The organism is Paenibacillus peoriae KCTC 3763 (genome assembly GCF_000236805.1).
Lineage (GTDB): Bacteria > Bacillota > Bacilli > Paenibacillales > Paenibacillaceae > Paenibacillus > Paenibacillus peoriae.
In genome coordinates, this window is record NZ_AGFX01000011.1 from 609,539 (window position 1) to 634,135 (window position 24,597).

The following is a 24,597-nucleotide window of genomic DNA, read 5'->3' on the forward strand; positions in this document are numbered from 1 at the left end:
TTGTTGATGTTTATGGCGAGATGTACACCAATAAAATTCTGAACATGAAACGTAGGATATTAGAAGGGGGGACTAACCCGAATACGTTTGTAGTTATTGATTTGGAGGCTTCATTAGGGAAGTCTGTGGAAACAAATAAGATTTTGAGAGATTACATAGAGTCCTACCAGTTCACAGGACAAAATCATGGGAAGCCATATAGGAAGTTTCTATTAGTAAAGCGGTTTGCTAAAGATGTTGAAGATTCGGCTCAGTACATAGGTGAAAATGTAGACAAGTTATACCAAGGATTTGGAGACAGTAGCGTACGAATTACAGGCAAAGGTCAGCATGTTATTGGGATTACCTCTGACAATTGGAGTTACTATAGGCAGAATCTTGAGGTTGTACGTGACTCGGATGTTCTCATTATTACGCATTCACGCTATAAAATGCTGTGTGAAAACAATGAATTAAGACGATGGTTCACAGAGGGCAAACACACACAGATTATAGATGAACGTATTGACTTTGATATTGTCAGTTTCAGCAGGTCGGATTATAACAATTTATTTTCTGTTTTACCGCATACTCTTCATCCCTTGTTGTATGATGCGACCAAAGGTTTGCTTGATCAGGTTAATGCATGTGAGCGTATGAAGACAAATGAAGGGAAAAAACTCTCAAGCACAGGGATCATAAGGTGTCATCCCCGAATTGATAGCTTAGAGCCGATCTACGAGTTGTCTAATGCCTTAGATAAAAATAAATTTGAGATTATCCGTAACAAAGGTTTAGCAGCCTATAATAATCTCATGGGCATTGTTCAAAGACTTCAATTATTCTATCAAAATACATGCTATTACAATTATCATTCACTCAGTACATATAACAGAAATCACAGACTGTTTTGTCTAGCCAACAACATAATACTGGACGCTAACGGACAGATAGACGATTTATATAATGTGAAAAATGGAAATATCAAATTTGTTTTAGATAAGCAGTCCAAGATTATTGACCATTCAGGCTCAACTATAACGCACATTACATTCAACACCAGCAAAACCAGCATTGAGAAGAAGCTGAACACTGAAACTAATCAGAATGAATACTTTGAAAAGATAACAAATTTCATTAAACGTAAATTTAAGATTGATAAACGTTATCTGATTGTGTTGCATAAGAAGTTCGTGTTATCTGATAACGGTGATGAAGGTGGCTTTATTCGTCAACTCAGACAAGTTGGATTCACCGATATTGCTGTGGGCGATGAATATAATGGCGAATCTATATCGGTTAACTGGTACGGGAATCTAATTGGAAAAAATACTTGGCGTGACTTTGACTGTTGTTATTTGCTTGGTACACCTAACCAGCGCTTGGAATCCCATGTCATTCATTTGTGTCAGTATACAGATAAGCATGATTGGAGAGTATCGTTAGATATTATAAAAAAGGATAAGACTAGAGGCTTCAAAAACAGAGATTTGGAGAAAATCAGACAGAGCGATATCATATCAGAGATGTATCAGACGGTGAAACGGGTACAGCGCAATCCTAATCCAAGAGCAGAGATATACATAGTGACAAGCGATGAAGAGGTTTTTAGCGGAGTAGCCAAGCAATTGAAACATATCAAGATAGCCAAGCCAATTCCATTAACCGTAGATGATTTTGTTAGCAGACATGAATTAAAAGGTGATTCAGGATCATCAAATGAAGATACAATGACAGAAAAAATTATGGATTGGTTACTTAAACAACAACCGGGAACATATCCAAAGAGGGATATAGCCAAGCAATTCAATATTAAAAGTAATCATTTTGCAAGATATATCAATAAGGACTTAAGCCTAGTTCAAACGTACATAAACACAAAGCAGATTCGCATTGAATACCGTTCCATCATTAGATTGTAATGTTCAAGCTACTTATGCGAGGGAAGGATATTGGAGAAAACATTTCCAATACCTTGTCTCTCCTCATACGAGGGTATACTAATTTAGATTATTGAACTTGATCAGAATATTAATGTATCTAATCTCCCTATATATATTATATAGAAAAGTGGCGAGATTGATAAAAAAGTGTTGATATCATTGAGTTTTTGCACATTTGGTTTTGCAAGTTATGGCTCAAATTAGCGTGAAATAGGCTGAAACTTGCAAATCAGATGGCGAGATTGAGAAGTGTACAAATGAACAATGTGGCGTATGCCATGCTGTAAATGTTAGAACACGACCCGATAAGGGGAATTTTCTAATCGTTACCATTGCATAAGTAGCAAAAAGATTAATTGAATCAAGTGATTAGATATATATCTAATTTTTTGTGTAAAGATGTGGAGAATAAAAAAATGTGACATACCTTAACGATTTACAGCCTTTGCCATATGCTTAAAGTAGGAGCCGTAAAAATAGCAACAGAATTAACACCAATACATATAAAAAGGAGAAAATATGAGATGAATAAATTCAATGAGGTTTTTGATAATGCTGAAAAAGTGATTGAAAAGGGTGTCAATTTGATGTGCAGTTCTCATTTTAAGACAAAGAAGAGCCAGCAGATGATTAGGGAATATGTAGAGGAGGTCAAAAATACTATTCAAGCTATGACAAGAGCGCATGTTAGTGATGTTGAAGAAATAACCAATGACACCACTAAAAAGCTAGATTCAATGCGCTCTAGTCTTGACATGGTTAGTTTAAAAATCAGAGAAATTGAGGGTGTACATTCGCAAACCATTGTTCATTGAGCGAAGTAGCTTGAAAGGAGGCGATCGAGCGTATGGTTGCGTGTCGAATTGGAACGTGAAAGAGAACAAATAAAATTGGCATTTTACAGTACGGAATTATAAAAAATTGGAGGCTAGAAATTTGAGTAAGCAAACAACTTTACAAGACCTTATAAACGAATATGCTATTGTGGCAGGTCAATTGAGTACAGATGGAATACATATTGAGGGGGACACATTTCAATGAAGTACTGTAAAAAATGTAATATTGAATATGAGGAAAACCTTATGTATTGTGGTTAATAATTTCGTTCCACAAGATACGAATAATAAAGCATTTAAACCTTTGACAGTGTTAATCTTGACTTCTGTTGTACTGATTTGTGCTACACTGATCTATTTTATTAATACAAGTTACTTCACACCAGAAGCGAAGGCAAAAACTGTTGTGATAACTATCTAGAAGCAATTATGAATGGTGATATGACAGGTGATTATAAAAAAACTAATGTTGATGATTTTATAAATGTTTTGGATTACAAATTTTTGCGTGTGGTGGATAAGTGGGAAGAACCTAATGGGTTAATTGTAGATGAAGATATGTACAAAATGTATCAAGAAAAGGAATTTACATCTTTTAGGGAATGGAAAGAGAGCCTGAAACGTCAATTTACTGATTTGAATGTAGTTTCAGAGAGTGAACAGGATATGGTAATGAAATCAGCAACAGATAAGCATTACAAAATTGAATTGCTTTATGATGTTAACGCGACAAACGGACTGGGACTATCAATTTATAAATAAGGTAATTTTTTTTGTTGAGGAAGATGTCTTTGATAATTATAAGAAATTTTGGTGCATGATAAATGATAAAATTTTTAATTTTAGATCATAGTATTTGTTTATTTTACTGCCTTCGGGCAGTTTTTTTATGGGGGTATGCTACATTCATAAATTGATTTTTTATAATTGCTATGATATGGTTAAGGCTGTAAAACAAATTAGCCACTAAATTACTTGACCATAAACCAACCAATTGATAAAAATTGATTGCATATAACTTATGAATATATTATTTTAAATCACCTCAAAAGCCTTGATGCACATGGACACGTGGCAATATCGACAGCATCTCCCACCTGTTCGGCTACACCATTAATATCTCCAAATCCAAGCCAACTAACAGTGAATTTATTGCGATGGTCGCTGACAAGCTGCGGATTGAGAATAAGGTGTCCTGACACCGATGAACTTCTAAATAGTCGATCAACTAATACCACTCTTTATTGGGCCATTCAAGACCAGTAAAGAAGTGGTATTTTTTATATAAGCACTAAACAACCTTGGATGGAAGTGTTTGACAAAACGAAGTGGATAAAAGAATTAAAAAAATGGATAAAAATTTTAAAAAAACATATTAGTCCCTTTTTACTATTGTAAATGGATTAGATAAATGTAATACTAGAATGGTAGCTGGCCAGCTCAAATACTATGCCCATAGGAGGCTCGGTTGTTGTGAAAAAAATCGCCGCAATTCTATTGTTTATGTTTGCAATGTTCTCCACATTTAGCTCTGTAAGTGCAGCCGATGGAACCGTTCCGCTGTATCGTTACTACAACAACACTGAACATTTCTATACTACTGATTTTAACGAGTTAGGCAACGGTAGAAGTGGTTATAAACTTGAAGGCATACAAGGTTATATTTTCCCACAACAGCAACCAGACACACTACCGCTATATAGATACTATAACGGTACAGATCATTTTTATACCACTAATTTTGATGAGCTAGGCAACGGTAGAAGTGGTTATAAACTTGAAGGCATACAAGGTTACATTTTCTCACAACAGCAACCAAACTCATTGCCACTATATAGATACTATAACGGTACAGATCACTTCTATACCACTGATTTTAACGAGCTTGGTAATGGAAGATCCGGTTATTCTTTAGAAGGCATAGCAGGGTATATTCCGAATTAAAACGCTCACCTTAGAAATCGATAGTTCATCGCAGTGATGGCTGATAAACTGCAGATTGTAAGTAAGGTGAAGCATAACAATTCAGCTAATACCGCTGATCTATTGGGGCATTCATGACTAATAGATCAGCGGTATTTTTTTATGAACGATTTTAAATTTCAATTGGATAATTTCATGCTTTACTGTTCGCCTAGGAAGCTTGTACGTAAATTGTAGCCAGCTACGAATGGATCTTAAATTCAGAATATAAAGATACATTACATATGAATTTCTATATCACTAAAACGATGTATACCTACTGGCCAAAGCATTGATGCACATGAACCCGTGGCAATATCGACAGCATATCTCAACTGTTCGGTTACACCATTAACATCAGCAAATCCAAGCCAACCAACTCAGAGTTCATCGCGATGGTCGCTGACAAGCTGCGGATTGAGAATAAGGTGTCCTGAAAGGGCTAAAAGCATGAAGAGAATAAGAAACGCTGTGCCCGAAAATCGTAGCATAACAATAAAAACCAGCCCGACACTTTTGTGTTGGACTGGTTTTTTGTTTAACTATTCACTCTTTAGTAAGCGGACCAACCAGCATCAGCCGTAATAACAGTTCCATTTACAAAGCTGGAATCATCTGATGCGAGGAAGAGAGCAACCTTTGCGATTTCTTCGGCCTCCCCGGCCCTAGGAGTCAGGTTTTGCCCAGCCATTGCTCTTTCCATACCAAATGCATTGGGTTCGTTAATGGAAGCTGCAATATTGGTGATTACAGCGCCGGGAGCAATCGCATTACACCGTACACCTTTATTAGCATATTGGAACCCTACATTTTTAGTTAGGCCGACAACAGCATGTTTTGCTGCGGTATAAGCTGCTCCTGCTCGAGAGCCTTGCAACCCTCCCAGGGAAGCGATGTTAATAATGACCCCAGCACCTTTGTCAGTAAAAATAGGAAGAGCTTTTCGAATGGCACGCATAGGTCCAGTGCTGTTAATGGCAAATACGCGTTCCCAGAGCTCATCCGTCAAATCAGCAGCCGGAACAAAATTATCCATGATCCCTGCATTGTTAACTAAAATATCTAACGTTCCATACGTGCTTACAGCGGTATCTATTAGATTTTGAATATCCGCTTCTTTGGAAACGTTCGCTACAATAGCAATAGCAGTTCCGCCATGTGATTCAATCTCTGCTACGGTTGAGTTAGCCGCATCTAAATGGATATCAGATACAACCACTTTGGCCCCTTCTTTAGCGTACAAAATGGCTATTTCCTTGCCCATCCCAGAGGCAGCTCCGGTGACTACTGCAACTTTACCTTGAAGTTTCATGATGATCCCTCCGCATGTTCAGTTATATGCAATGTACTTTATCGAACACCTGTTTACTAAAGTATAATTCCCTTCTTTTTATAGTATAATCAAAGAAATAAATAAACCACAATCAGCAAACAAGCAGCAATTTGTTGCTTTTTGAACAGCATTTCTATCATCTGTATATAAAATTTAAAATAACGGCGGTGCAGCATGATTGATCCAACATTAGTTCAGGATAAACGAATTCGAAGAACGAAAAAACTATTGAGGGAATCTTTAGTGTGCCTTTTAAAAGAAAAAGAATTAAAGGATATAACCATAACGGATATCGTCCAGCGAGCAGACATCAATAGGGGGACATTTTACAAGCATTATCAGTACAAGGAGGACCTGTTGGGAGAGGTCATTGATGAGGTTCTACTGGATTTAGCTGATTCCTATCGGGAACCTTACCGTCAGGTTGAAACTTTTGTAGTGGGAGACATGGTGGCTTCCACAATTAAAATTTTCGAGCACATTGCGCAGTATGCAAATTTTTATGAAATTGTGTTGAAAACAGATATGCTTCCGGGAGTCCAGACAAAGATTTGCAATGAGCTCAAAAAACTTCCAATACAGGATCTTATAAATACACAGGAGAATAATCACATAAATCAGGAGCTTCAGTCTAGTTATTATGCTTATGCTATTCTGGGGATGATCATAGAGTGGGTAAATGGAGAATTTCAGCACTCTCCTCGCTATATGGCGGAACAATTGTTGGAGATCGTGAAATATAATAGCCTCAACACAGTTTACAAAATTAACCGAAATTAGCTGCACTAACCTGTACAAAGAGATCATTTCCCTATTGGATACAGTTCTGAAAATCTCTTAAATTTGATATAAACAATTTGTCGATAGTTGTCGATATAATATCTACTACAAGAGATTAAGGAGCGAAAGTATGAAGTTTAATATCCGAGCAAAATTGTTAGTGGGTTTTCTTTCGGTTATTGCCTTATTGATCGTCATTAGTTTAGTGTCTGTCTCAAAAATGAAAAACCTGGGTGACACTTCAATGGAGATCGATAACCGTTGGATGCCGAGTGTGACTATCCTGGGGACGCTAAACGGCGATGTATCAGATGTCGAACGGCTCTCATTGAATATTATTGTAGAACGTGACCCGGCGGAAATGGAGAAGGTTCAAGCGGAATACGATAAGGTTTTGAAAAAGGTCGAGAGCGGACGAAAAATCTATGAAAAATTAATTGCCACTCCAAAAGAACGCGAAATGTACGAGGATTTTTCCAAAAAATATGCATCGTACCTGGAAAAGCTGCCAGAGGTAATTGCAGCAGGCAAAGCTAACGATTATGTTCAATCCAGCATTCTTCACAAAGAGTCCTATGCGCTTTGGTATAGTGCGAATGATACGATCAATCAGCTTCTCAAGCTGAACTCAGACGGTTCAAAACAGATTACGCAAAAAGGCGTTGACAACTTTATCTCAGGTAGACAAGTGGTCATCATTTTGAGTGTTGCGGCCGTTGTGGTGGCACTGATTATGGCATTCATCATCGCCCAAGTTATTTCCAGACCCATTTTGCGAATCAGTCGTGCTGCTGAAAGCATTGCGTCGGGCGATCTTACTGATGAAGCTATAATTGTAAAGGGTAAGGATGAGATCAGCACGTTGGCCCATTCCTTTAATACGATGGTCGGAAACCTTCGTCAATTGATTCAGTCCGTTAGCAACACGACTGGGCTGGTAACCACATCGTCAGAGGAATTGACAGCCAGCGCAGAGCAAAATAGCCAAGCTTCTGCACAAATAACCGAAACGGTACAAGAAGTGGCTACAGGAACGGGCAACCAGGTGGATATGGTGACCAAATCGTCCCAGGCTATCGAGGAAATGTCCATCGGTGTAGAACAAATTGCCATCCGTGCGCAAAATGTATTTGCATCAGCGCAGGATGCGGCTCATAAATCGGCTGAAGGCAACCAGATGATTCAGCAGGCTGTTACACAGATGAATGCTGTGAATGACTCCATGAATAGCTTGGCAGGTCTGATGGCTGGATTGGGAGAACGTTCAGATGAAATTGGCAAAATTATTGATGTCATTACCAATATTTCAAGTCAGACCAACCTTCTGGCTCTGAACGCTGCCATTGAAGCGGCACGCGCAGGAGAACACGGTCGCGGATTCGCTGTAGTCGCAGGCGAGGTGCGCAAGCTGGCCGAACAATCTGCTCATTCAGCCCAACAAATTACAGAGCTTGTGGGCTTGATTCAAAAGGATACCGCACAAGCGATTGAGGCGGTAGCTGCCAATGGGCAAGATGTCATGACAGGTCGGGAAGTCGTGCAAAATGCAGGTGCATCCTTTGAATTGATTCAAGAAACCGTGAATAAAGTGGCAAGCGAAATAGAAGAGGTATCTGCTGGTTCGGAGCAAATGTCTGCAAGTACCGATGAGATTGTTGGTTTTGTCAAGCAAATTTCGGCAATTGCCGAGGAAGCTGCAGCTGGTACACAGCACGTGTCTGCTGCAACTCAAGAGCAGCTAGCCTCGATGGAGGAAATTGCCTCATCTGCGAGAAACCTGTCTACGATGGCAGAGGATCTGCAAGGGCAAATCGGTAAATTCAAAGTATAATTCTTAGCTTCAGGGGAAAGCCGCTCTATTGTAGAGCGGTTTTTTCTGCCATATCCCCCTTTTCCTTAATATGGTGATTGTGTTCACTCAATGGTATAATGATAAATAATACTGTGGGCTGGAGTATGATCATAAGCGAAACGAAGGCGGGATGAGAACATGTGGAATAGCCTAACTTGGGTGGTCATCGGCGTATTGGTGGTGGCGTTGGGATGGATTGTTATGACATGGCGTGGTCGCAGCAGTAAAAAACAACTGAACGAACAGCGAGGCAGCAATGTCGTTGAATTTCGCTCTCGTAAGCCTGGCCGACAGTCCCGCGTTGGGAACGCATCCAAGTTTAAGGTATCCTCTTCCTCTGGCTCTAGCACGACGACAGAAGCCACAGGCAGGCAGGCCCAATCTGGGTTTGGGCTGTCTGATCCTATACAGCACAGGGGTAAGCAAAAATGCTCCTTTTGTAGAAAAGAAGACAAATTAATCTTTTATGCTGACGATAACGGTTCCCTCTACGGGGCATGCAAGGAGTGCAGGGTTAAGGCAGAAAGACAGGATATGTTGCCACTTTAGTCTATACAGATGTCGACAACCAAAAATATAGTTAAAAATCCCCAACCTGTAGTTAACGGTGGGGATTTTTTAGGATTGCATTCGCTTTTTTTAGCGAAGCTGTCTGTCGATCAATTCCTCCAGCGCATCCGCAATGTGATCTGGTCCATAGGATAGTTCTTCCCGGCTTAAGCTCAACCAGGCGTGACGCTCGTCCATATCAAAGGCAATCTCCAGCCAGCCGGACAATCCTCTGCCTCTACGGTCTACTTCGACAAGCACATGCACGCCTTCAGGTTCCAACTGCATAATCAGCTCCAGCTCTTCGAGATCGCGTGCATATTCCGGTCCAGGCGCAAATTCAAATTCCTGCACGTACGGAACACCGCGTCCCAGCTTGGGATGGCGTTCGCAGGTGGAGGAGCGGAATCGGAAGCCGAGCAGGTGAACCGCTTCAAATACCGTACTCATATAGGGATGCGGCTCGATTTTGAGTGAGTCACGGTCAGTCGGGTCCAAAGCCATGCCGATATCTAATGCCGTTTCCAGCCACACAGGCTGCTTGGCATGAGTGACAGGGGTTTCTAGCGGAAGCAGGAAGGAAAAGGGGATTTCAAGCTCCTGTCCTTGCTTTAAATGAAAGCCGTCAGACACCTTGATCCGTGCGATACAGCAGGTGGTGGTGTTTTTTTTATCATCGTGCTCTACGATATATTCTGTTTTGAGCTCGATGTCGATTTTGCCGATTTCCTGATCAATTTTACCGCCTTTGATACGCATGATGCCACTGAGCTCTTCTCCTGGCACGTATACGGCTTGATCCACCAATGTATCGACCTTGGCTGATCCGATTCCTGCGCTTGCTAAGATTTTGTTGAAAAAACTCATAAGCACGCCCCCCGATAATCTCATGGTCATGTATACAAACGATAAACTAGAAGCTTGTACAGCTTAACCGGATATACGGGCTGGTGGCTCCATTCGTTCCAAAAAAATGCAAGAAAAAAGTCATGGGTGATCGCGTGCTAATCGCAATTTACTTTATGAGGCGGTATAAAGCATTTGCGACAGCGCGGCTCATAGGCCTCAGAGTCGCCGATCATCACGATGGGCCCTACTGTGGATGGCTTTCCATTTACCATCCGTTGGGTAAATACTGCCTCCGAGCTACCGCATACGGCGCAAAAAGAAGTCAGCTTTTCGATGTCATCCGCCATGGCAAGCAGACCGCCAATATAGCCGAATTCCTTGCCCCGGCAGTCCAGATTCAAGCCATCCGCAATGACGTGTTTGCCACAATAAGCCAACTCCTGTATCAGAGCCATAATATGACGGCTGAAAAACTGGACTTCATCAAAGGCGACCACGTCGGCCTCCTTCGTTTCTTCCAAAATACGCTGAACTAGCTCATCTGTGAGTTTTCTTGGAATAGAAATAGCGGGCAGCCGATATCCGATGCGGCTTACAATTTCGTCCTTGGCGTAGCGATTATCTTCAGCCGGTTTGTATGCAATCACCTTGCGGTGCCCGTATTGGATTAGTTTTTGACAGCGGCGAATCAATTCACCGGATTTTTCACTAAACATGGGGCCTGTAATAATCGTAATTCGTCCTGTAGGCAACGCGAATTCCCCTCTCTATATCATGCGCATAACGATGTGAATCATCATTTTCCTAAAGAAAATGCCATTATAGATTACCATAATGAGTAGCATGCAGACCAGAGAAAATATATTGTTTTTCGACATGTTTGTGTATATCTGTTTTTGAATGTAAATGTGGTCGTCATTGCTCTGCTGCCACGGGCATGATATGGTGAAGTGTAGTGGAAAGAAGGGAAGAGGGATAGGCATGGGCCAAAATGATACGGATTATAATGCTAGAAAAAGAACATTGCTGGAGCAAGGGCTGATAAGCCTGCAAGCACAGGAATTGATCTCTGAGCTGGAGATAGAACTGAATCTTCTGCGCCAGCAAAATGAATCGTTCCGTAATGCGTTGCGAGCCAAGTCAGCTCAAAACCCAAGGATGTCTACTAAATTGCGGGATGCACTGTACGAATGAGCTGTGTGCATAAACGCTATATTTTGTATAGAGAAATAAAGAGAGTACAATAAGCTATATAATCATAGTTAATGGAGGAGAAGCATGACTATACATTGTGATGTCGCTATTTTAGGTGGGGGAACCGGGGGATATGTGGCGGCGATTCGTGCGGCCCAGCTCGGTAAGGAAGTCGTTATTATCGAAAAGGACAAGCTTGGCGGAACCTGTCTGCATCGTGGTTGTATTCCGAGCAAGGCTTTGCTGCGCAGCGCGGAAGTATATGCAACAATTAAGGAAAGTGCGCAATTTGGCATCGAGACGTCGGGTGCGCAGCTTGTGTTCCCTAAAGTACAGGAGCGTAAGGAAGCCGTGGTAGAGCAGTTGCATCAGGGGGTTCAATTTTTGATGCGTAAAAATAAAATCACGGTACTGAGCGGTAAGGGACGCGTGATTGGACCGTCGATTTTTTCACCAAAAAGCGGTGCAGTTGCTGTGGAGCTGGAAGATGGTGAGATGGAGACGGTCGTTCCTGCCCATCTCATTATTGCGACCGGATCACGCCCGCGTGTGCTGCCCGGATTGGAGCCGGATGGCGAATTTATTCTAAGCAGTGACGAAGCGCTGATGCTGGAAGAATTACCTGCGTCCCTAATCATCGTAGGTGGGGGTGTCATTGGGGTGGAATGGGCTTCCATGCTAAATGATTTTGGCGTAAAGGTTACCGTAGTGGAGGCAGCCAATCGGCTTATTCCAACTGAGGATGAGGATATTTCGCGTGAAATGCAGCGCTTGTTAACCAAGCGTGGGGTTAAGGTGCTGACGGGCTCGCAGGTGCTGGCTGAAACGTATGGCAAGGATGGGGAAGGCATACAGATTGACGTACAAAAAGGGGATGAAACCGAAACCCTCAGCGCCTCCAAGCTGCTCATTTCAGTAGGCCGTCAGGCGAATGTGGAAAATATCGGCCTGGAAAATACCGATATTCGGGTAGAACGCAGCTTTATTTCGGTTAATGAGCATTTACAGACGAATGAACCGCATATCTATGCCATCGGGGATTGCATCGGGGGCTTACAGCTGGCGCATGCGGCGAGTCATGAAGGCTTACAGGCGGTTCATCATCTGGCGGGCGAAGATTTTCACAGCGTACCGAATCATCTGATTCCGCGTTGCATTTATACACGTCCTGAGGCAGCAAGTGTCGGCTTGACGGAGCAAGAGGCACGTGAGCGGGGACATCAGGTGAAAACAGGAAAGTTCCCTTTTCAAGCTATCGGAAAATCGCTCGTATACGGCAGTCGGGACGGGTTTGTCAAGGTAGTCGCTGACAAGGAAACGAATGATATTCTCGGTGTACATATGATCGGCACGCATGTGACGGACCTTATAAGCGAGGCGGCCCTTGCACAATTGCTGGATGCCACGCCTTGGGAAGTCGGACAGCTTATTCACCCGCATCCGACGTTGTCAGAGATTTTGGGAGAAGCGATGCTGGCGGTTGATGGACAGGCAATCGGCATATAAACCATTCAAATAAATCGGTGCTTTTCTTTTTGGAGAGAAAAGGATTATAATGGGGTTAGTCAGAGTTTAGTACCAGGTTTTAAGACAAGATGGTACTAGGTGCTGGTAGTAGGACGTTTTGATACTTAAGGAGGTGCCTCGATGAGTTCAAAAGGCGCTGTAGACGCTGGTTTCAGACATGAACAGCTGGGACTTACCCACGGACAAGTAATTGATATGTACAGATATATGCTGCTTGCAAGAAGATTTGATGAGCGTAATATGCTCCTGCAGCGGGCAGGAAAAATTAATTTTCACGTTTCCGGCATTGGTCAGGAAGCGGCACAAGTAGGGGCGGCTTTCGGTCTGGATCGGGAGAAGGATTATTTTCTTCCGTATTACCGGGATTACGGATTCGTGCTTGCTGTGGGGATGACTCCGCGCGAGCTGATGCTGTCAGCATTTGCCAAGGCAGATGATCCGAATAGCGGCGGACGCCAGATGCCGGGTCACTTTGGCAGTAAACGGCTGCGAATTGTGACAGGCTCCAGTCCAGTGACAACACAGGTTCCGCATGCAGTGGGTGTAGCGCTGGCTGCCAAAATGCAGAAAAAGGATTTTGTATCGTTTGTCACATTTGGGGAAGGCTCCAGTAATCAGGGGGATTTTCACGAGGGTTGTAACTTTGCAGGTGTACAGAAGCTACCGGTCATCATTATGTGCGAGAACAATCAGTATGCAATATCAGTACCGATTCATAAACAGCTGGCGGGCAAGGTGAGCGATCGTGCTTTGGGCTACGGGTTCCCTGGAATTCGGGTCGATGGTAACGATGCGCTGGCCGTATATGCGGCTGTGAAGGAAGCGCGTGAACGTGCTGTTCGCGGCGATGGTCCGACGTTGATCGAAGCGATGATGTACCGTCTGTCTCCTCACTCTACCTCGGATAATGATCTGGCTTACCGGACCAAGGAAGAAGTGGATGAGAACTGGGCCAAGGACGGTGTAGCCCGCATGAAAAATTATTTGATCGAATGCGGCATTTGGGATGAGGCCAAGGACGCTGATTTGTCGGCTGAGTTGTTGCTCGAAGTCAAGGAAGCGATTGAATATGCAGATCTTGCTCCTTTTCCGAAGCCTGAAGATACGCTGCTGCATGTGTATGCCGACAGCGATGGGGAGGGCCGGTAATTATGGCGATTATGGAATATATTGATGCGATTCGCCTGGCCATGAAAGAAGAAATGGAGCAGGATGAAACGGTTTTTGTACTGGGAGAGGATGTCGGCGTGAAGGGCGGCGTCTTTACGACGACCAAGGGTCTTATGGAGCAATTCGGCGAGCAGCGTGTCATGGATACGCCATTGGCAGAGTCGGCCATTGCCGGGGTTGCGATTGGTGCAGCCATGTACGGAATGAAGCCGATTGCTGAAATGCAATACTCGGACTTCATGCTTCCGGCGACGAACCAGATTATTAGTGAAGCGGCTAAAATCCGCTATCGCTCTAACAACGACTGGAATTGTCCTGTTGTCATCCGCGCGCCAATCGGCGGGGGTATTTTTGGCGGCTTGTATCACTCGCAGTGTCCGGAGTCGATCTTTTTTGGTACACCAGGACTGAAAATTGTAGCGCCTTTTACACCTTATGACGCCAAAGGATTGCTGAAGGCTGCCATTCGTGACCCTGATCCGGTGCTGTTTTTTGAAAATAAAAAATCCTACAAGCTGATCAAGGGTGAAGTGCCTGAGGATGATTATATCGTCCCGATTGGCAAGGCCAATCTATTGCGTGAGGGTGACGATATTACGGTTATTGGCTACAGCCAGCCGCTGCATTTTGTGATGCAGGCTGCTGAGGAACTGGAGAAGGAAGAGGGCATTACCGCACACGTTGTGGATTTGCGCACACTCCAGCCGCTGGACCGTCAGGCCATTATTGAGGCTGCGCGCCATACTGGCAAGGTACTTATCGTGCATGAGGACAACAAAACGGGCGGCATCGGCGCTGAGGTATCAGCCATTATTAATGAGGAATGTTTATTCGAGCTGGATGCCCCGATTGAGCGACTGTGCGCTCCTGATGTACCAGCCATGCCGATCAGTCCACCCATGGAGAAATTTTATATGTTGAATAAGGACAAAGTGAAGGAAGCCATGCGTCGTCTTGCCATGTTTTAGAATGGAGCAGATTGGACGAAAGCATTCCAAAAGTGTAGCGAGGGCAGCGGAAAACGCGCCCTCCTATGATGTTAAGGAGCTGAAAAAATGTCAGACCAAACCCAATGGAACGACGTGACCATGCCTCAATTGGCAGAATCGCTCGTATCGGCGACTATTGCCAAATGGCTGAAACAACCTGGTGACACGGTGGAGCAGTTTGAACCGATTTGCGAGGTCATTACAGATAAAGTAAATGCGGAAATCCCATCCACATTGGACGGAATTATGGGTGATCTGTTAGCAGAAGAAGGTCAGACGGTAGCAGTAGGTGAGTTGATTTGCCGTATCCAGACCAAGTCGGCTGTACCTGCGGTATCAGCAACTTCTGCTGCGCCAGCAGTCCCTGGCAATACACAAGCTCAGCAGGGAGCTGCTTCTGATCAGTCGATGCGGGGACGTTTTTCCCCGGCGGTACAAACGTTGGCTGCTCAACACAATGTGGACTTAAGTCGAGTACCGGGCACGGGTATGGGGGGACGAATTACCCGCAAGGATGTCCTGAATTATGTGCAGCAGGGTGGCTCTGCTCAGGCTGTAGTACCAGAACAGCCAACCGGAACGGCGCAGGGACAAGGCTCGCCTTTTACTGGAATACAGCCTTCCGCCGCTCAGCTAAGTACACCGATTCAACATATGGACCCTGCTATTCCGGTGCGCAACAGCGGTATTCATTTAACGGAGGCGCCAAAGGTTCCTATGATTGAGGTTGAGGGTGACAGCCATAACAGATCAGAATATTTTATTGATGTGACACCTATTCGGAGTGCGATTGCCCGCAATATGCGGCAAAGTGTTTCAGAAATTCCACATGCCTGGACGATGATTGAGGTGGATGTGACCAATCTGGTGATGCTCCGCAACAAGATCAAAAACGAGTTCAAGCAAAAAGAAGGGATCAACATTACGTACCTCGCTTTCCTCATGAAAGCAGTCGTGAATGCGATCAAGGAATATCCAATCATGAACTCGGTGTGGGCAGTGGATAAAATTATCGTCAAAAGAGATATCAATATTTCACTGGCTGTGGGTACGGAGGATTCAGTCCTCACCCCTGTTATCAAAAAGGCGGATCAGAAAAATATTGCCGGCCTGGCTCGTGAAATCGAAGATTTGGCTCGTAAAACACGGGAGGGAACGCTCAAACTGGATGATATGCAGGGCGGAACATTCACCGTTAACAACACGGGCTCCTTTGGTTCAATTCTGTCTTATCCGGTGATCAACTATCCGCAGGCAGCCATCCTCACCTTTGAATCCATCGTCAAAAGACCGGTGGTCATTGATGATATGATTGCGGTTCGCTCGATGGCTAATCTGTGCTTGTCGCTGGATCATCGCATTCTGGACGGTGTCATTTGCGGACGATTCCTGCAACGGGTCAAAGAAAACCTGGAAGGCTACACCTTGGATACGAAGCTGTACTAATTATTCGAACAGCTGGGTCATCCGAACATTTGGGTAAATGGACGGGGAGGAAGTGACAGGCCGTGGACAGACGACCACTCGAAGTAACCTATATAGATAGAATGGAATATGCTCATGCATGGGACGTTCAGAAGGAGATCGTAGGGAAGCTGGATGCTGGAGAAGCAAGGGAAACGCTTATGCTTCTCCAGCACCCACCGACCTACACGATTGGCTCTCAGCGGCATCCCGAGCATTTGCTGCTCACACCCGAGCAACTGGAGGCTCAGGGAATTAGCGTCTTTCAGATTGACCGTGGGGGAGACATTACATATCATGGGCCAGGACAACTTGTCGGATACCCTCTGCTTATGCTCGGTAATCGGGAGGCGTTGAATCTGCACGGTTACCTTCGGAGTTTGGAAGAAGTAATCATTCGGCTACTGGCAGCTCACGGGATTGAGGGGAATCGTAAGCCTGAATATACAGGGGTGTGGGTCGGGAATCTTAAAATTGCCGCCATCGGTGTGAAATTCAACAAGTGCAAGCACCGTCGAGGCTTTATAACCAGTCATGGCTTCGCCTTCAACATCAAATCAGGGATTCAGCATGAGGGCTTTAAAGGTATTGTCCCATGTGGCATTCAGGAATATGGAGTGACTTCACTGGAGGACTGTACACAGCAGACTTTTTCGGTGGAGCAAATTGCGAAGGAAATTGTTCCCCACTTCGAACAGCAATTTTCGTTTGCTGCGGAATGGCAAGCGCATTCCAAACCATAAAGATAAGGCGGGCTATTACGTGATTGACACGACAGCCCGCCTGTTTGCATTCACAACAGCTTGTCCGCTCACAGCTTTTACGGAGCCATGAAACGGGCGAATACGTTGAACGCAGTTGGCCATTATAGTGGCATAATGAACGGCTCGATGACCATAAACACCGTAGAGCCGACCATAGCAGCAAGCATAACATAAACGAAAAAACGAACCCATTTTTTGTTAGACATGTGTAACTCCTTTTGTAAAGGTTTAAGTCATAGATGACCATCTATTCGTATTGTAACGTAATCGGGAAAGAGAGGAAAGTTTAATGAGAGCAAAAGTAGTGAGAGACCGAATTGTACAGGAATTTATGGAACTGGTACAGGTGGACAGCGAAACGAAGTATGAGCAGGAAATATCACGTGTTTTGAAAGATAAATTTAATGCGCTTGGACTGGAGGTAACGGAAGACGATTCCCGTGAAAGAACCGGACATGGCTCAGGCAATCTGATTGTCACCTGGAAAGCGGAAGGTGTGGAGAAAGCACCCAAATTGTTTTTTACCTGCCACATGGATACCGTTACCCCGGGCAAAGGCATTAAGCCGCAGTTGGGTGAAGATGGCTGGATTCGCAGTGACGGTTCAACGATTCTGGGATCGGACGACAAGGCGGGTATTGCTGCCTTGTTTGAGGCGATTCGCGTCGTGCGCGAGCAGAACATTCCCCATGGTCAAATTCAATTCGTTATTACAGCTGGTGAGGAATCCGGTCTGATGGGTGCGCGGGCGATGAAGCCGGAAGTGCTGGATTCGGACTTCGGGTATGCTTTGGATTCCAATGGGGAAGTGGGTTCCATTTGTATAGCTGCACCTACACAGGCACGTATTGAAATGAAGATTACAGGGAAATCCGCGCATGCAGGAGTAAACCCTGAAGATGGCATTAGTGCCATTCAAGTCGCATCCAAAGCGATTTCTAACATGAAGCTGGGTCGAATTGATAAAGAAACCACTGCAAACATCGGTAGCTTCGAAGGCGGCGGGGCAACGAATATTGTATGCGATTTTGTACTGATTCGCGCAGAGGCACGCAGTATTGTGCAGGAAAAGGTTAACCAGCAGATCCAGCATATGCGGGAAGCACTGGAAACTACAGCGCGTGAATTTGGCGCACAGGGTGATTTCCGCAGTGAGGTTATTTATCCGGCATTCAGCTTTACGGAGCAGGATGAGGTTGTACAGGTTGCGCAGCGGGCGATTCAAGGGCTGGGCCTGCCAACATCGACCTTCCATTCCGGTGGTGGTTCAGATGCCAATGTATTCAACGGACTGGGGATTCCAACGGTGAATTTGGCTGTGGGCTACCAGAACATTCATACAACAGAGGAAAAAATCAAGGCTGATGATCTGGTAAAGGTTGCTGAAGTCGTGGTAGCCTTGATTCAAGAGACGACCAAATAAGGTTTGTATCATATTCACAAAAAGGTTCAGGCTAAAGACAGGCAAAGTGTTCTTGTTTTTAGACCTGAACCTTTTTTGGAACAGCCAACGAAACAATGGGGGTTGAGGGTCCGTGTTCCTTTTGCCATTGACGCAAGAGAGCTTGAATCTGCCAGGCTTTACCGACGATATGGAGGGTGGTTTCGGTGCGGTAGCTTTTCATCTCAGCATCTCCTTATAACGGAAAGTTTGTTGTATCATCAGCATATGTCCGAATTGGACAAGTTAGACTATCGTTAGCGATAATGGATAACGAAAGATAGATGAAGAGAAGGAGACCAATCTGATGAACGACCAAGTGAACCAGCAAATGAACGGCTTGCAGCACAAGCCTTATTCCAATCCTGCGTTGGAGGAAAAGACAGTGTCCACGCAGCCGATTTTCGAAGGAAAGGTCATTACGCTACAGGTCGACACGGTAGAGCTTCCCGACGGCTCCACCGGAAAACGTGAAATTGTCAAGCATCCGGGTGCGGTGGCTGTATTGGCACTGCATCAGGGGAAAATGCTGGTCGTGGACCAGTACAGACAGGCTATGGGACGCTGTGAGGTGGAAATTCCAGCAGGCAAGCTGGAGCGAGGTGAAGACCCGATGGAGGCGGCGAGACGTGAGCTGAGAGAAGAGACAGGTTATAACGCCAAGTCGTTAAAGCTGCTGCATTCCTTTTATACTTCCCCCGGCTTTGCGGATGAAATCATACATCTATATGTGGCCGAAGAGCTGGAGCTAGGTGAAATGGAGCCGGATGAGGATGAATTTCTGGAGCTGCTTGAGGTGACGCTGGAAGAAGCGCAGGCGTTCATTCGTGAAGGACGGATAAGTGATGCCAAAACGATTTTGGCTGTCTATGCATGGCAGCTCCAACAGCACACAGGGAGCTTCCAAGCAATATGAACGGAAATAAGGTAGAACTTACAGACTATTTCGCTGACCTCCATATTCATATTGGCAGAACAGAGAAGGGAGATCCGGTGAAAATCAGTGGCAGCCGTGATCTCACCTTCGCTAACATTGCCAAGGAAGCCTCCGGCCGCAAGGGGATCGGGCTGATCGGGATCATTGATTGCCACGCACCGAATGTACAGGAAGATATTCGAGCTTATTTGCAAACAGGGGAAATGACGGAAATCAACGGCGGCGGCATCGCATACCGTGATACGGTGGTTATGCTAGGCACGGAGCTGGAAATCCGAGCCGAAGGACGTCCCGAAGCGCATGTGTTGGCCTACTTTCCAAATTTGGCGGTGATGGAGGATTTTACGCAATGGATGGCCCGACATATGAAAAATGTCAATCTCAGCTCACAACGCATCTACGCATCGCCACGCGAATTACAGCAGCAAATTTACGGGCGTGGAGGCATCATGGTGCCTGCGCACGTGTTTACCCCTCATAAGGGCATTTACGGCAGCTCTGCGGCCCGAATGGAGGAACTGCTCGATATGGAGCTCATCAGTGGAGTGGAACTGGGGCTAAGCGCAGATTCATCCATGGCTGGAATGATCTCGGAGTTGGATCGTTTCAGTTTTCTTACCAATTCCGATGCCCATTCACTTGGAAAAATTGGACGGGAATACAACAAATTATCGCTCAAGAAGCCGTGCTTTGATGAATTCAGAATGGCTTTGGAGCGGCGGGAAGGACGAAGGGTGTGTGCCAACTACGGATTAAACCCCAAGCTGGGCAAATACCACCGTTCTTACTGTCCAAGCTGTGGTACGATTATTGACGAGCAACAGATGGTGGACGAACGTTGTCCTGATTGTGGTCACCCCAAGCTGGTGCGGGGCGTGCTGGATCGAATATGGAGCATTGCCGACCGTGAACAGCCCGTGATTCCCTCACATCGCCCACCGTACATTTATCAGATTCCGCTTGAGTTTATCCCCGGTCTGGGCAAAGCCAAGCTGAACCATCTGCTGACCGCGTTTGGGACGGAAATGAATATATTGCATAAGGTCAATCAGGAAGAACTGGCGACAGTTGTCGGGGAAGTATTGGCAGAGCAAATTATTCTGTCCCGTGAGGGACGACTCTCTCTCGTGTCCGGCGGTGGCGGAACATACGGCAAAATAGCCAAGTCCTAGCAAAGTCATGTCCTGATAAAGTCATATCGGCATCTGCTTGTTCATAACCATAAAATAACCTTGAAAATATCTATGCCGCCGCTGGCTTGGCACATCTTTTACGAATCTTTACTGCCTCCATTCATAGCCATCAGCTGTCGGATTCCGGTTGTTTTTTTGGACAAACAAGCAGATGAAAGGGGCAGGACGCCGATGCAATGGTTTCGTCATACATTAAAAGATCAGACGCCGTATTATGTTTTTTTGGCTGTGCTGTTTCTGGTGGGGGTTGTCTTTGGCGCACTGATGGTAAATGCGCTCTCGCTAGAGCAGCTACAGGATTTGTCGCGTTATCTGAAGGACTTTTTTGCAACGGTCAATCAAAACGAGCAGGGCTTTGCTGATCCACAGGCGGCCTCGACCTTTTGGGATAGCGTGTCTCTGCATTTGAAATGGGTCGGTTTAATCTGGGTATGCGGCCTTTCGGTCATCGGTCTTCCCGGTATTCTCGTGCTGAATTTTCTCAAGGGTGTACTAATCGGATTTTCAGTGGGCTATTTGGTAGGGCAATACTCGTGGACAGGGCTGTTATTTTCCCTCGTCTCGGTAGCTCCTCATAACCTGCTTGTGATTCCGGTGCTGCTTGTGTGCAGTGTGGCTGCGATGACCTTTTCCATTCATATGATCAAAACTAAAATACTCGCTACCCGTCCGTCTGACGGGATGTTGCGTCCTTTGCTGTCTTATGCAGGACTGACGGCTGTAATGATGCTGCTTCTCGTCGGTAGCGCGTCCTTTGAAACTTGGATCACCCCGGTCATGATGCAATGGGTCACTCCCATGCTAACGGCTTCCGTACCATCTTAACCTGTTTCAAAATGTTTGACTTTATTTGTATAGACCCCCTATAATAATAGGAGTGAAAAAAGTGCAGTAGGCAGTAGCTTTGTAGGGGGAGGGAGACACATGGAAGCACGGATCGAAAAAATTAAGCAGCAACTGCAATCCCAGGGCTACAAACTAACGCCTCAGCGGGAAGCCACCGTTAGAGTTTTACTTGAGAACGAAGATGATCATCTGAGTGCGGAAGATGTATTTATGCTCGTCAAAGAGAAAGCTCCCGAAATCGGTCTGGCAACCGTATACCGTACCCTAGAACTGCTAAGTGAACTGCATGTCGTGGAGAAGATTAATTTTGGTGATGGCGTGGCGCGTTATGATTTGCGTGGCGATACGTCCAAACATCACCACCACCATTTGATATGTGTGCAGTGCGGCAGTGTAGATGAAATACTAGAGGATTGGCTTGGGCCGTTGGAAGAGCGTCTGGAACGGGAATTTAATTTTACCGTAGTGGATCATCGTTTGGACTTCCACGGTATTTGCTATCGTTGCAAGGCGAAGAACGATATAAATGCTCAAAAGTCTTTGGGCAAAACCAGGAAAAACAAATCTCAGGATTAATAAGCTGACAACCCAAGCTCTCACCGACGAAGACGCGTTCGGGAGAGCTTTTTTGGCTAGAGACTTTTTAGGAGCGGGACATTTCTGTACGGTATGTGCTGCATGGGACCAAGCGGTATAAAAAGGAATAGCTTGTCATATCCTTCCCATAGAGAGCCTGATAGGTTCTCTATTCTGGGAAAAGGCGGCTGATCCATATGGTCATATCGATGCGAAAAGTACTAAAATGGCTGCGTATAGTCATATTGTTCGGGGCTTTGGCGTGTATGTTCTTTTATAGCCTCAGATTGTTTACAGATTGGATATCACCTGTGGATCATTACCGGATACCAGAAGGACATGCAGTCAAGGTAATTAGCGGACAGGCATTGTCCGAGGAAACTGAGCACCAAATGGCGTTATTGGAGCGTTTACGTTTCTTTTACTGGTATGGGGAATAGCTATGAATCGCTGTAGGTAGGACAAGGAGACTTTTGCTACTCATGAAAATGTATATTCAACCTTTCGTTCGATATATGGAAGAGGAAAAGGGCTTGTCACGCAGCACATTGGAAGCGTATCATCGGGACATACAGCAGTTTGCCGAGTTCGCAGAAACCTGTGGTCTTGAGCAACCGGACAACGTCCAGCGGTCACATTTGGTGCTGTATTTGGGACGTTTGAAGGAACAGGGGAAAGCAGCGGCGACGATCTCTCGCAGTGTTGCGTCCATTCGCTCCTTTTTTCATTTTTTGATTCGGGAGGGGATTACAGGTCAAGATCCGTCTGTTCTGCTAGAGTTGCCGAAAGCGACCAAAAAGAAGCCCTCGGTGCTCACGCAGGATGAAATAGAGCGTTTGCTGTCAGCTCCAGACATGACTACCCCTCAAGGGGTACGGGATAAGGCGATGCTGGAATTGCTGTATGCAACAGGCATCCGCGTATCCGAGCTGATTGCTCTGAACGTGCGTGATGTGCGCACCGATCTGCGCTTTGTTCACTGTGGCGGCGAGGCGGGCAAGGAGCGTGTGGTGCCGATTAGCCGTGAGGCGGCACAATGGGCGCAGACCTACATAGATGAACAGCGTCCATCGTTGCTGCGACCCATGCAGGACGAAGAAGCTCAGGCCGAGCAGGAAGCTCTGTTCTTGAATGTATCTGGTCAGCGCCTCAGTAGACAGGGCTTTTGGAAAATAATTAAGAAGTACGGTCAGGAGGCAGGCATAAACGAGGATATTACGCCGCATACGCTGCGGCATTCCTTTGCGGTACATATGCTGGAGGGCGGAGCCGATTTGCGCTCTGTACAGGAAATGCTGGGCCATGCCGATCTGTCTACAACGCAGGTTTATGCGCAGACGGCCAGACGGAATATGAAGGAAGTATATGAAAAGCATCACCCGCACGGCAGCAGCCGCACTTCACATGAAAGCAAAGAACATCGCTAAAGATGCGGTAACGATGCAGTAATGACGCTTTGCTGTCATTAGAAAATGTGAGGATCACAATAACTTAACAATTGTACCAAGTCAGGAGAGATATTGATGTCAACAGCCAACCAAGCTATGATTCAGGAAGCAGCAGCGTATATCCATTCCAAGAGCGGAATTCGTCCAGAAATTGGTCTTATTCTGGGATCGGGTCTCGGTATTCTGGCCGATTTGATTCAAGATGGAATTAGCATTCCCTATCAGGAAATTCCTCATTTTCCCGTATCAACGGTAGAAGGTCATGAGGGAGAATTATTGTTAGGTACGATTGAAGGTCGCGCTGTAGTCATGATGAAGGGGCGCTTCCACATGTACGAGGGCTATGGCCCGCAGCTAACAGCCTTCCCTGTTCGGGTCATGAAGCAACTGGGTATTCAAAGTCTGCTGGTAACGAATGCGGCAGGTGGCGTAAATACATCCTACCAGGCAGGCGATCTGATGGTCATTTCGGATCATCTGAATCTGACAGGACAGAATCCACTGATTGGACCGAATGATGCGGGGTTGGGCGTTCGTTTCCCTGATATGTCGGAGGCGTACAGCCGCCGTCTGCGTGAAATTGCCAAACAAACAGCTACCCGGCAGGGTTTCAGCTTGCAGGAAGGTGTATACGCTGGTCTGCTGGGACCCAACTATGAAACGCCTGCTGAAATCGTCATGCTGCGCACCCTGGGCGCAGACGCGGTGGGCATGTCGACTGTGTCTGAGGTTATTGTAGCCCGTCATGCAGGCATTGAGGTGCTCGGTTTCTCCTGTATCACGAATATGGCAGCGGGCATTCTGAACCAGCCTCTGTCCCATAGTGAAGTGATGGAGACGGCGGAAAAGGTACGCGAGCAATTTTTGAAGCTTGTACTGGCGATTATTCCACAAATGTAGATAAGGTCCGCCGCTGAGTCAGAGTGGCGGGCATGTAGCCAAAGAACCCCATATCCGAGCGTCTT

26 protein-coding genes and 2 pseudogenes are annotated in these 24,597 nt (G+C 45.4%); 23 read left to right on the top strand and 5 right to left on the bottom strand.

Annotation, left to right across the window (positions count from 1 at the left end; all coding sequences use genetic code 11):
- Window positions 1-125 precede the first annotated feature (125 nt).
- The 6 genes and pseudogenes from KQI_RS0105230 to KQI_RS27720 all read left to right on the top strand — a co-directional run.
- Window positions 126-1,901, top strand: coding sequence for a hypothetical protein (locus KQI_RS0105230; protein WP_241763854.1), 1,776 nt, complete (start codon window positions 126-128; stop codon window positions 1,899-1,901).
- A 545-nt stretch (window positions 1,902-2,446) separates the two neighbouring features.
- On the top strand, window positions 2,447-2,737 hold the full coding sequence (locus tag KQI_RS0105235; protein WP_010345682.1) for a hypothetical protein: 291 nt from the start codon (window positions 2,447-2,449) through the stop codon (window positions 2,735-2,737).
- 450 nt (window positions 2,738-3,187) lie between these two features.
- Window positions 3,188-3,520: a hypothetical protein gene (locus KQI_RS0105245; protein ID WP_010345683.1), complete on the top strand. Its 333-nt coding sequence runs from the start codon at window positions 3,188-3,190 to the stop codon at window positions 3,518-3,520.
- A 302-nt stretch (window positions 3,521-3,822) separates the two neighbouring features.
- Window positions 3,823-3,957: pseudogene (locus tag KQI_RS27715) on the top strand (sporulation initiation factor Spo0A C-terminal domain-containing protein); the annotation flags it as partial.
- 274 nt (window positions 3,958-4,231) lie between these two features.
- On the top strand, window positions 4,232-4,702 hold the full coding sequence (locus KQI_RS0105250; RefSeq protein WP_010345684.1) for a hypothetical protein: 471 nt from the start codon (window positions 4,232-4,234) through the stop codon (window positions 4,700-4,702).
- Window positions 4,703-5,025: 323 nt separating this feature from the next.
- A pseudogene (locus tag KQI_RS27720) lies at window positions 5,026-5,157 on the top strand (sporulation initiation factor Spo0A C-terminal domain-containing protein); the annotation flags it as partial.
- Between the two features lie 116 nt (window positions 5,158-5,273).
- On the opposite strand, the gene KQI_RS0105255 reads toward KQI_RS27720, so the two are convergent.
- Window positions 5,274-6,032 carry an SDR family oxidoreductase gene (locus KQI_RS0105255; protein WP_010345685.1) on the bottom strand — a complete coding sequence of 253 codons (759 nt, stop codon included), beginning with the start codon at window positions 6,030-6,032 and terminating at the stop codon, window positions 5,274-5,276.
- A 195-nt stretch (window positions 6,033-6,227) separates the two neighbouring features.
- Here KQI_RS0105255 and KQI_RS0105260 point away from each other — a divergent pair, with 195 nt between their 5' ends.
- The 3 genes from KQI_RS0105260 to KQI_RS0105270 all read left to right on the top strand — a co-directional run bounded on the left by KQI_RS0105260 (window position 6,228) and on the right by KQI_RS0105270 (window position 9,234).
- Window positions 6,228-6,833, top strand: coding sequence for a TetR/AcrR family transcriptional regulator (locus KQI_RS0105260; RefSeq protein WP_010345686.1), 606 nt, complete (start codon window positions 6,228-6,230; stop codon window positions 6,831-6,833).
- Between the two features lie 130 nt (window positions 6,834-6,963).
- On the top strand, window positions 6,964-8,664 hold the full coding sequence (locus KQI_RS0105265) for a methyl-accepting chemotaxis protein (RefSeq protein WP_010345687.1): 1,701 nt from the start codon (window positions 6,964-6,966) through the stop codon (window positions 8,662-8,664).
- A gap of 159 nt (window positions 8,665-8,823) precedes the next feature.
- The gene (locus tag KQI_RS0105270) at window positions 8,824-9,234 is read left to right on the top strand and encodes a hypothetical protein (protein ID WP_010345688.1); all 411 of its coding nucleotides are present in this window, start codon (window positions 8,824-8,826) and stop codon (window positions 9,232-9,234) included.
- A gap of 90 nt (window positions 9,235-9,324) precedes the next feature.
- On the opposite strand, the gene KQI_RS0105275 is transcribed toward KQI_RS0105270, so the two are convergent.
- Entirely contained in the window at window positions 9,325-10,101 is a 777-nt protein-coding gene (locus KQI_RS0105275; protein ID WP_010345689.1) for a sporulation protein, read from the bottom strand.
- A 137-nt stretch (window positions 10,102-10,238) separates the two neighbouring features.
- On the bottom strand, window positions 10,239-10,835 hold the full coding sequence (locus KQI_RS0105280; protein WP_010345691.1) for a thymidine kinase: 597 nt from the start codon (window positions 10,833-10,835) through the stop codon (window positions 10,239-10,241).
- Window positions 10,836-11,064: 229 nt separating this feature from the next.
- On the opposite strand from KQI_RS0105280, the gene KQI_RS0105285 reads away from it, so the two are divergent.
- The 6 genes from KQI_RS0105285 to lipB all read left to right on the top strand — a co-directional run bounded on the left by KQI_RS0105285 (window position 11,065) and on the right by lipB (window position 17,170).
- Complete coding sequence (locus KQI_RS0105285; protein ID WP_010345692.1) at window positions 11,065-11,277, top strand: hypothetical protein; 213 nt, start codon at window positions 11,065-11,067, stop codon at window positions 11,275-11,277.
- A gap of 84 nt (window positions 11,278-11,361) precedes the next feature.
- A complete protein-coding gene (lpdA, locus tag KQI_RS0105290; protein WP_010345693.1) occupies window positions 11,362-12,783 on the top strand; it encodes a dihydrolipoyl dehydrogenase in 1,422 nt (473 codons plus the stop codon).
- Between the two features lie 141 nt (window positions 12,784-12,924).
- Window positions 12,925-13,953 carry a thiamine pyrophosphate-dependent dehydrogenase E1 component subunit alpha gene (locus KQI_RS0105295; RefSeq protein ID WP_010345694.1) on the top strand — a complete coding sequence of 343 codons (1,029 nt, stop codon included), beginning with the start codon at window positions 12,925-12,927 and terminating at the stop codon, window positions 13,951-13,953.
- A 2-nt stretch (window positions 13,954-13,955) separates the two neighbouring features.
- Entirely contained in the window at window positions 13,956-14,942 is a 987-nt protein-coding gene (locus tag KQI_RS0105300) for an alpha-ketoacid dehydrogenase subunit beta (protein ID WP_007430902.1), read from the top strand.
- Between the two features lie 87 nt (window positions 14,943-15,029).
- Window positions 15,030-16,409: a dihydrolipoamide acetyltransferase family protein gene (locus KQI_RS0105305; RefSeq protein WP_010345695.1), complete on the top strand. Its 1,380-nt coding sequence runs from the start codon at window positions 15,030-15,032 to the stop codon at window positions 16,407-16,409.
- A 62-nt stretch (window positions 16,410-16,471) separates the two neighbouring features.
- Complete coding sequence (gene lipB, locus KQI_RS0105310; protein ID WP_010345696.1) at window positions 16,472-17,170, top strand: lipoyl(octanoyl) transferase LipB; 699 nt, start codon at window positions 16,472-16,474, stop codon at window positions 17,168-17,170.
- Between the two features lie 122 nt (window positions 17,171-17,292).
- Here lipB and prli42 read toward each other — a convergent pair whose 3' ends face one another.
- On the bottom strand, window positions 17,293-17,397 hold the full coding sequence (gene prli42 / locus KQI_RS28310) for a stressosome-associated protein Prli42 (protein WP_010345697.1): 105 nt from the start codon (window positions 17,395-17,397) through the stop codon (window positions 17,293-17,295).
- 83 nt (window positions 17,398-17,480) lie between these two features.
- On the opposite strand from prli42, the gene KQI_RS0105320 reads away from it, so the two are divergent.
- Window positions 17,481-18,614, top strand: a complete 1,134-nt coding sequence (locus tag KQI_RS0105320) for a tripeptidase T (RefSeq protein ID WP_010345698.1) — start codon at window positions 17,481-17,483, stop codon at window positions 18,612-18,614.
- Window positions 18,615-18,672: 58 nt separating this feature from the next.
- On the opposite strand, the gene mciZ is transcribed toward KQI_RS0105320, so the two are convergent.
- Window positions 18,673-18,816 (bottom strand): Z-ring formation inhibitor MciZ, encoded by a 144-nt coding sequence (mciZ, locus tag KQI_RS27725; RefSeq protein ID WP_010345699.1) that lies wholly within the window; start codon window positions 18,814-18,816, stop codon window positions 18,673-18,675.
- A 123-nt stretch (window positions 18,817-18,939) separates the two neighbouring features.
- Between mciZ and KQI_RS0105330 the strand changes: the two genes are divergently transcribed.
- The 7 genes from KQI_RS0105330 to KQI_RS0105360 all read left to right on the top strand — a co-directional run bounded on the left by KQI_RS0105330 (window position 18,940) and on the right by KQI_RS0105360 (window position 24,532).
- On the top strand, window positions 18,940-19,548 hold the full coding sequence (locus tag KQI_RS0105330; RefSeq protein ID WP_010345701.1) for an NUDIX domain-containing protein: 609 nt from the start codon (window positions 18,940-18,942) through the stop codon (window positions 19,546-19,548).
- Window positions 19,545-20,741, top strand: a complete 1,197-nt coding sequence (locus tag KQI_RS0105335; RefSeq protein WP_010345702.1) for an endonuclease Q family protein — start codon at window positions 19,545-19,547, stop codon at window positions 20,739-20,741. Before KQI_RS0105330 ends, KQI_RS0105335 begins: the two co-directional genes overlap by 4 nt.
- A gap of 192 nt (window positions 20,742-20,933) precedes the next feature.
- Complete coding sequence (gene spoIIM, locus KQI_RS0105340) at window positions 20,934-21,587, top strand: stage II sporulation protein M (RefSeq protein ID WP_010345703.1); 654 nt, start codon at window positions 20,934-20,936, stop codon at window positions 21,585-21,587.
- Window positions 21,588-21,686: 99 nt separating this feature from the next.
- Window positions 21,687-22,184 (top strand): ferric iron uptake transcriptional regulator, encoded by a 498-nt coding sequence (gene fur, locus KQI_RS0105345; RefSeq protein WP_010345704.1) that lies wholly within the window; start codon window positions 21,687-21,689, stop codon window positions 22,182-22,184.
- A 197-nt stretch (window positions 22,185-22,381) separates the two neighbouring features.
- Window positions 22,382-22,624, top strand: coding sequence for a YqzK family protein (locus KQI_RS0105350; protein WP_010345705.1), 243 nt, complete (start codon window positions 22,382-22,384; stop codon window positions 22,622-22,624).
- Window positions 22,625-22,666: 42 nt separating this feature from the next.
- On the top strand, window positions 22,667-23,611 hold the full coding sequence (gene xerD / locus KQI_RS0105355) for a site-specific tyrosine recombinase XerD (RefSeq protein ID WP_010345706.1): 945 nt from the start codon (window positions 22,667-22,669) through the stop codon (window positions 23,609-23,611).
- 96 nt (window positions 23,612-23,707) lie between these two features.
- Window positions 23,708-24,532 (top strand): purine-nucleoside phosphorylase, encoded by an 825-nt coding sequence (locus KQI_RS0105360; protein ID WP_010345707.1) that lies wholly within the window; start codon window positions 23,708-23,710, stop codon window positions 24,530-24,532.
- Window positions 24,533-24,597: the final 65 nt, after the last annotated feature.